The sequence below is a fragment of the Lutibacter sp. genome (assembly GCF_030692605.1).
GTDB lineage: Bacteria > Bacteroidota > Bacteroidia > Flavobacteriales > Flavobacteriaceae > Lutibacter.
The window spans coordinates 24,778-33,424 of record NZ_JAUYUD010000051.1; the positions used below are offsets into that span (position 1 = coordinate 24,778).

Genomic DNA, 8,647 nt, shown 5'->3' on the forward strand with positions numbered 1-8,647 from the left:
TGCCGTTTAAATTTATTTAACTTAATATTCGCTTTACCCTAATAACCAATTCATTTGGGCTAAAAGGTTTACCCATAAAATCTGTTGCGCCTAGGTTAAATGCTTTTAAAACCATTTCTTCTTGGCCTGCCGAAGAAAAGACTATAATAGGTGTTTTTGAATTCAGTTTGTTTCTTACATGACTAATAAGTTCTAATCCGCTTATATAAGGCATCATTATGTCTGTTAAAATAAGATCTGGATTATTTGTTTCTATTTGGTTCACCGCTTCTTTCCCATTTTCTGCCATAAAAAGTTGAAATCCCTCCTTTTCTAATCTAAATTTTAGCAGTAAGGACAAGGTTGAATTGTCTTCAGCTAGTACAATCTTTTTTAAATTATCCATTTTTCAAAATATTTAATTCGTTTTCAAGTTCATTTTTTACCTTTTTAAAAATTAAAATACTTGATTTTAACAATTCTACACCCTTTATAACGTCATGTTCATTTTTAAAATTTTGCTCAATATTATAAATTGTTGGCTCTAATAAAGCAATACCAAACATACTTACGCTTGGCTTAATTTTATGGGCTGCATTATACAATAACTCCCAATTACGTTCTTTTACTCCAAATTTGGTCACTTTTAAAAATTCATCAATATCATTTAAAAAAGACTGAATTAATAAAATAACAATGCTGCTCTCATCGGAGGTTTCTTCTTTAATGAACTTTAAATCTACAAATTTTGTGTGATTAAATGAAATAAAAGGGGTTTTAACCTTTTTACTTTCTACTAATGTTTCTGATAATGGGACTTTACTATGTTCTAATAATTTCAAAAATAAATCTTTAGGCCTAAATGGCTTAAAAACATAATCTATCATACCCGCGTCCTTTGCGCGTTTAATATCTTCGGACGAAGTATAAGCAGTCATGGCTATAATTGGTATTTTGGCAGCTTTTTCAGAAATGTCGTTTTTAATAATTTTGGATGCCTCATAACCATCCATAACAGGCATTTGAATATCCATTAAAATAATGTCGTAATTATTTATCTGTGCCATTTTAACGGCTTCAATACCGTTATTTGCAACATCTACCTTACAACTCCAACGCTCTAACCTAGTTTTTGCAACAATCTGATTAGTAATATTGTCATCCACAAGTAAAACATAAAGATTCAAATTTTCACTTATCTCACCTATTTTATCCAATTTAAGTTCTCCAAAACTTTTAACACTTTTAATAAAAGGAAGTGTCATTCTAAACACACTGCCTTCTCCAAAAACACTTTCAGCCTTAATATCGCCTTTTAATAGAATTACTAACTTCTTAACAATAGCGAGGCCTAAACCAGTGCCTCCATAAATTCTCGACGTATCACTTTTTGCTTGAGTAAAGACGCCAAAAACTGTATTAATTTTATTGGATAAAATTCCAATACCAGTATCTCTAACTTCAAAGTAAATTTTGACGTTAGATTGTTTTTCATCAACCAATTTAACCATTAATAAAACAGATCCTTCATTAGTAAATTTTATAGCATTCCCAATAAGATTTAGCAATATTTGACCCAAACGAGTAGGGTCTCCAATTACGTTTCTTGTAACATTGTCCTCAATTAATAAATTTAATAAAATTCCTTTCTCATCGGCTCTTATCTTCATTAATTTAACAACTTCATATAGATTTTTATGTAAATCAAAATCTATATTTTCAACTAGAATTTTATCAGATTCAAGTTTAGAAAGATCCAGTACGTTATTAATAAGAGAAAGCAAAATATCTCCCGAATTTCGCATTGTCTCTAAATGTTCTTTCTGTTCGTGATTTAGCTGTGTTTCTAACAACAAATCTGTAAATCCAATAATTGCATTTAATGGCGTTCTAATTTCGTGACTCATATTGGCCAAAAACTCAGTTTTAACTTTTAACGATTTTTCAGCGGTTTCTTTTGCTTTTTTCAGCTCTAATTCGGTTGAAATTCTATTCGTAATATCTGTTCCAATAGATATGTAACTTTCATCAGTTCCTTTTGATACTTGCCATTCAATCCATTTGTAATTACCCGATTTAGTTTTTATTTTTCTTTTAGATATATCTGTAAAATCTTTAGTGTTAAAAAACACATAATCGTGAATTGCTTTTTTAACTTTTGTTGCTTCTTCAATAGTGTCATAGGTCAAATTCCACCAATTATCGCCCATAATTTCTTCCACCTTGAAGCCTAACATTTTTTCAACCGAAGGTGAAGCATAAATAACATTCCCATCTTTATCACTCACAAAAACCATTGATTCTACATTTTTAAGAATAACATCAGAATTAATTTTTAACTCTTTTGCTATTTTCCAATTTGTAATATCTACTCCAACAGAAACATAATTGTTATTTTGTGATAATGAATCTCGCCATTCAATCCACTTATAACTTCCGTCTAAACATCTAATTTTTCGCTCGTACGGAATTGGATCTACATTAGCCTCTCCTGATAATAATTTTATAACCTTTTCTTTAAAAAATTGACCTTCTTCCTTTGAAAAAAAAGTAAGGTCCCACCAAGCCAATCCAAGTAATTGCTCTGTTTTATAGCCACTAATTTTTGATGTTTCGGGTGATAAATAGGTTACATTACCCTGTTCATCGCAGGTAATTACTATAACGCTAACCGAATCTAGTAATTCGGTCAATTTAAGATTAGGTACATTCTTTTTCAATTTCTAGTTTTTCAAATTAATATAATAGTTCAACAACTAAAGTTAAAGTATTTTTAAGAATTACTGCTTAATTATTTTTTTTGCAGCATTTTTTTAAATCATTAATCAAATATAATCATTTTACAACACGTTTTACAATACGAAATACTTGTTTCAATATATTATTGGTAATAATTAAATTTTTTAAAATCTATATACCCACAAAAATAAAATTCGGTTATACAATTATATAGCCGAATTTATTTTTAACAAGTATAAATTATGAATGACAAATTTTGTTAAAATTATTGATTAACAATTTCAAACCTTCAAGTTTAAAAAATGGTATCTGAAGGAAAAAATTAAAACCACTATTTATCTTTTTAATACGCAAAACACACCATAAAAAACTCCAAAAATTACCAACAACACAATACCCCCATCAATTGGCAACCCAACTGGGGGTGGCGGATCTTGTGAATAAATTGCTGTGCTTGACAACAATAATATCACCCATAAAAAATAGGATACCTCTTTTCTTTTCATTGGTATTAAATGTAGTTTTTGAAAATATGTAATTCTCCACTATTATTCAATAATAATTTTTTTGTTAACAGTACCGTTTATAGTGTTTATTTGAACAATATAAACACCTGTAGCTGCATTTATTGGCAAAGACAATTTTCTGCCAGCAAAATTAGAATTCCAAGATTTTACAGTTTGTCCTAGGTAATTAAATAAAGTAACATCGGTTATTTCTGTATCAACAATTTTTGCGATTTGTAGTTCTGAAATTCTATTATTCATATAGGTAAAAATACCTTCAGCTAATTTAATTTCACTCAATGTTTTTAAACGAGGCTGAAACACCAATGCAAATCTGTCCAAATATTCACCAGGTTCTAGGTTTATTTCAAATGGTTGCTTATTAATTTTATAGGTTTCGCCTGTAAAACTATCTTTAATATAAAGTTCAAATCCTTCATCTATATTTTCGAGTGCCTCAATTTTTATGGAAGCTAAACCGGTTTTATCAATTTTAAGACCCAAAGGCAATTCTTGATCCTTGTTAAAATTATTAACACCTTGAATCACCAATTTTCCTTTACCAAGTTGCCAAAACATATCCTCTTTACTATCTTCATTTAGAGGTGCATCAAATCCAATATCAAATTCATTAGTAGTTCTATCATCAACCCCAACTAACAAACCTCTACGGTAGCCTAATGGCGAATCAAATTGCAATCTAATTTTTGGTCTAGAATCAACATATTTTGAGTCATTTACCAAAGTTGATGTTCCTTTTGATTCAGAACTTTTCAAGAAAATTGAAGAGCCGCTCGACTCAGAAACAAATATACGTTGACTATTTTTAAAAACTAAGAAACCACCTGCAACAGCAACTGTTCCTGCCACTTTTGGATCTAAAGTGCCATTAACAAAAAAACCTTGTCCAACAGGAATATAACGTTTAGATAATTTTGAACCAGTAGAGAGTGTATTTGCACCTAAAGAAAGATTTGCTTTAGCCACAACGCTTCCCATTAATGTGTAAGTTGCATAACCACCTTCATATTCCGCTAATATATGATTTTTACCTGTTACAAAATGATCCCAAAAATAAAGTGCGCCGTTAAAAATATTGCCACTAGCTCTACCTGCTAAATTATCTAATATAAATTCATCAGCATCTATGGCAGAAGGATAAGGGTTACCAATTAAATAAGACCTTCCAGGTATCATACTTAGTGAAATAGTTCCAGAATGAGGTTTGCCTTCAAAAACATAATTTTGCAACGTAGCAATTGATGCTGCACCCCCCGTTCCTTTCATTGAAAATCCTTCTCCTGCTCCAATAGAGCCTGTACTTCCTTTATAATTCCATTGATAGTAATTTTGCCAATCAGTATTGCCAACAGTAGTGGAATTATAAGAATATATCCAACGATTACTAATTTTTATATTAGTTCCATTAGATCCATCCGCAAAATAAGCTCCGTCTCCAAAAATTACAGGAACTTGACTAGAAAGTAATGTGCCATATTTTAAAACACTACCTACAGAATAAGGAGCATTATTAGTTGCACCTCTTGGACTCACCGGAGATGACCAATAATTATAGTTAAAACTACTTTTTTTGCCTTGCTGGTCGCGTTCAATATAACCAGAGCTACTTGCATCAAAAATACTTTCACTTTGTTCAGGTGTGTAAGCAGGTATGTAACGTTTTTGTACCAACTGAGATTCTCCTTCTAAATCAATAACACCATTCAATTTTAAATAGTGAGTAATCCACAAACCTTGTCCTGTTCCAGTTCCATCTGAACCCGTAACGCCAGACATAGTTAATTCGCCAGAATCTGATAATAACCCTAAAACGGTAATATCTCTAGCACCTGAAGTAATATTGTGAGTAGTTCTTACAATATTCCAATTTATTGGTGCGCCATTAATACCTGTACTATTCGGGAAATCCCATACCGATGGCTGCGCCCAGGTACTCATTGTGGTCCAACTACCATTTCCTCCAGAAACATATGGTATCGGTGCGGTTTGTTCTTCATCACTTGTTATATTTTTTAACTTCCCTTTTATTAAACCTGTAGTTGAATTTAAATAACCACAAGCCACATAGGCAGGTTCCATTTGATAATATCCCTTTAAACTACTCCAAGATAAGCCATTAATGTCGATAGGAATAATCACACCTTGCACATTTCCGGCAACAGTTGGACTAGAAATAATTTTTTGATTCATCATTTGGCGCAATTGATCTAATGTTAAAGCCACATCCCATATCCTTACTTCATCCATCCAACCATTGAAATAGTTTATTGGATCCATTGCCCCATTAGAATCCATTGCTCCTAAAATTGCTTTATTATTATTAACTTTAGGCGCAGGCCCTCCTTGTGTCTTAATTAAGACCCCATCAATATACAACCTGTATTCTGCTGATGTTGTACGTGTTATTGCGATATGATACCAACGATTGGTATTAATTTTATAAGGTGAAGAATTGATTGTTCCAGTTTTATCCCAGTTAAAAGATACTTCTCCTGAATTAGCAATTCGTAAATCATACCCTTGAGCACTTCCTGAAAAATTAGCATCTCGTTTTGAAAAAATTGTATACGTACCTGCTATTGATTCGGGTTTTACCCAAGTTTCAATACTAAAGGCTCCATTATCCAGATGAAAGTTAGTATTATTAAAATCAACATAATCATTATCTCCATCAAAGTCTATTTTGTTACAGTTTGTTGTTGTTACTGTTACATTACTTCCGCATCCATTAACTGTCCACGTTAAAGTATAGGTTCCAGCTTCTCCTGTAAAAAGGGCATTAGGGTCATTTATATCCGAAAAAGATCCTCCTCCACAAATGCTATTATCAGAAATAGACCATACTCCTTCATCTCCTGTTCCAGGGTCATCACAATTTATACAACCAGGGGGAATTACAAAAGTACCTTTTGCCGCATTTAAAGTGGCGGATATTCTATTATCATATGCATTCAACTGAACAGTATTTTGACCACACTCTTCACTTGTATATACAACAGGTTCACCAGCATAAGAATAAGAGACATATATATCAATTAAAGCTGTACCAGCTGAATCGTACGTTCTACAACCATTGATTAATGCTGTTCCTCCATATTGATGAAACCCTGGAGCATCTGGTATAAACGAAATTGGAACCTCAGTAGCTCCTCCTGCAATTGGTGGTACATTAGGATCTCCAATACCGTCTGTCCACTCTATATCAGTTTCAACAATTTCCTCTTTATTAACAAATATATTGTCCATAGCCCATGTACTTTGATCAGTAGTTCCGGTAAATGACCATCTTATTCGAACATTGCTTTGGCCTATGTATGCTGCAAGAGAAATAGATGTATTATCATTCTTAAAATTATAATTAGTTGCAGTGGCACCTACTTTTTGAGCAGCAGTAACAGTAGGGTCAGTAAACCATGCTTTAACACCTGTTCCAATTCCGTGCATTAATCTAAGGGTTGAATACGTTACTCCACCATCAATTGATACTTCAATTATTGCATAGTCATTATTCGAAAAATAATAAGCTTGATCAAAATCTAAGCTAGCAGAAAGGGCATTTGATAGATCAAATATTGGAGTTTCTAGCGTAGTTGGTATATTACCGTCGTAGACTGGCTTGCCTTTCTTATCGGTTTCATAATAATTCCCATAGGCTATTGCATATTTACCATCACCACCACAGTAATTAATAATCCCATTAGCACCACTTCCACAGGTTTTAGCCGACCAATTCCGGGGTTTAGTAGCACTCCCACCTGCTGTAAATCCACGAACATCTCCATCAACTAACCAACCATTTGGATCTTGAGTGTTCAATTGCCCTTGATTAAAATCTCCTGATGAATTGGGTATCCCAGGAACTCCTGTTGCCGAATAATTACTTTTAGCATTTAAATTTACCTGATCACCTAAACAGTAAAACTCATCTGGGTCAAGTCTTTCAACAGTTGGAGCATCCCCAGCAGGAAGAGCTCTCACATAAAATTGATTAGAATACTCTGAACATGTTCCTGTTTGAACTAAAACCCTATAATATGTAGAAACTAATCCTCCTATAGGAAATGAAGCTGTATGTTTATGGTTATCTCCATCAGCATCTGTAATTGCTACCCAAATACCATTATTTTCTGCAAATTTTTCCCATCGCACTATGGTACCATTTTCGCCACTCAAATTCAATTCTATAGAAATGGCAGTTCCACAAGAAGAAATATCTATTTGATTCGAAAAAACAGTAGCTTCAAATGTTCCTTGCAATGTTCCTCCACTCACTGGAATAGGTGTTAGGGTAATATTTTGTGATTGAATAGCTATATTGCCATTGCTATCTACAAATTGCCAATCAATAGTTTGAGTACCAGAAAATATCCAAGGAAATACAAATCCAGTGCTTAGAGCTCCTTGAATACTACTTCCATCACAGTTATCTGTTGCAGTAGGAGGATTGGGCAATTCTCCAATATTTGAAATTTGACAACCAATAATTGTAATATTTGGCAACGATGTAAGTGAAGGCTCTGGTTCAGTGATATCATTAATAGTTACATTTTGTTGAACTACAATTGAGTTTCCAGAACTGTCAGTAAAAGTCCAATAAATTATTTCAGTTCCGTTTTTATTAAAAGTTAAACTTACCCCTGTAGTACCTGTTATAGTTCCATCACAGTTATCAGTTGTTGTTGGAGGGGTAACGGTTAGTGAACATTCAGCTGACAAATCAGGTAACGTAATTACATTTGGGTTTTCATTATCTTTTACCTCAATAGTTTTTGATCCTGTTGTACTATTTCCAGCTACATCTGTTACTGTATAGTTGATTGTAGTTACACCTTTATTAAATGTATGAGTACCAACTTGCCCTGAAGTAGCTGTTTTTATAGTAGCTCCACTTAATGTATAAGTCAAAGTGACACCCGTACAATTATCTCCAAAAGTAGCATCTAATACCGTTACTGAAGCTGAACATAATCCTGCTGCAGTATTAGCAGTTTGGTTAATACCAACTAAAATTGTGGGATTTGTTACATCTTTCAACGTTATGGTAAACGTTGTTGTTTGAGTATTTCCATTGCCATCATTAGCTGTAATAATAATAAGTTGTGTGGTGTTATGTCCGCTAAGAACCGTTCCAATTGCAGGTGATTGTGTTTTTGTAATACTTGCTACAGCTGTACAATTGTCCGAAGCTGTGGTTAATCCAGTATAATTTGGAATGGTGAAGCTACATGAAGCGCCTATGTTCTCATTTCTATCAACTATTGCAGTAATGGTTGGAAGAATATTATCCGTTATTGTTACTATTTGCGTTGCTGTAGCTTGTAATCCTGCGTTATCAGTTACAGTCCAAGTTACTGTTGTTGACCCCAAAGGAAAAGCTGCGGGAGCATTGCTAGTTACTGTGG

General features: G+C 33.1%; 4 protein-coding genes. All 4 read right to left on the reverse strand.

Annotated elements, in window-relative coordinates; genetic code table 11:
• Window positions 1-16 precede the first annotated feature (16 nt).
• Entirely contained in the window at window positions 17-385 is a 369-nt protein-coding gene (locus Q8S45_RS05025) for a response regulator transcription factor (protein WP_305601825.1), read from the reverse strand.
• On the reverse strand, window positions 378-2,699 hold the full coding sequence (locus Q8S45_RS05030; RefSeq protein ID WP_305601827.1) for a PAS domain-containing hybrid sensor histidine kinase/response regulator: 2,322 nt from the start codon (window positions 2,697-2,699) through the stop codon (window positions 378-380). The genes Q8S45_RS05025 and Q8S45_RS05030 overlap by 8 nt, the downstream gene beginning before the upstream one ends.
• 354 nt (window positions 2,700-3,053) lie before the next feature.
• Complete coding sequence (locus tag Q8S45_RS05035; protein ID WP_305601829.1) at window positions 3,054-3,224, reverse strand: hypothetical protein; 171 nt, start codon at window positions 3,222-3,224, stop codon at window positions 3,054-3,056.
• 42 nt (window positions 3,225-3,266) lie between these two features.
• The gene (locus Q8S45_RS05040; RefSeq protein WP_305601831.1) at window positions 3,267-8,612 is read right to left on the reverse strand and encodes a LamG-like jellyroll fold domain-containing protein; all 5,346 of its coding nucleotides are present in this window, start codon (window positions 8,610-8,612) and stop codon (window positions 3,267-3,269) included.
• Window positions 8,613-8,647 lie beyond the last annotated feature (35 nt).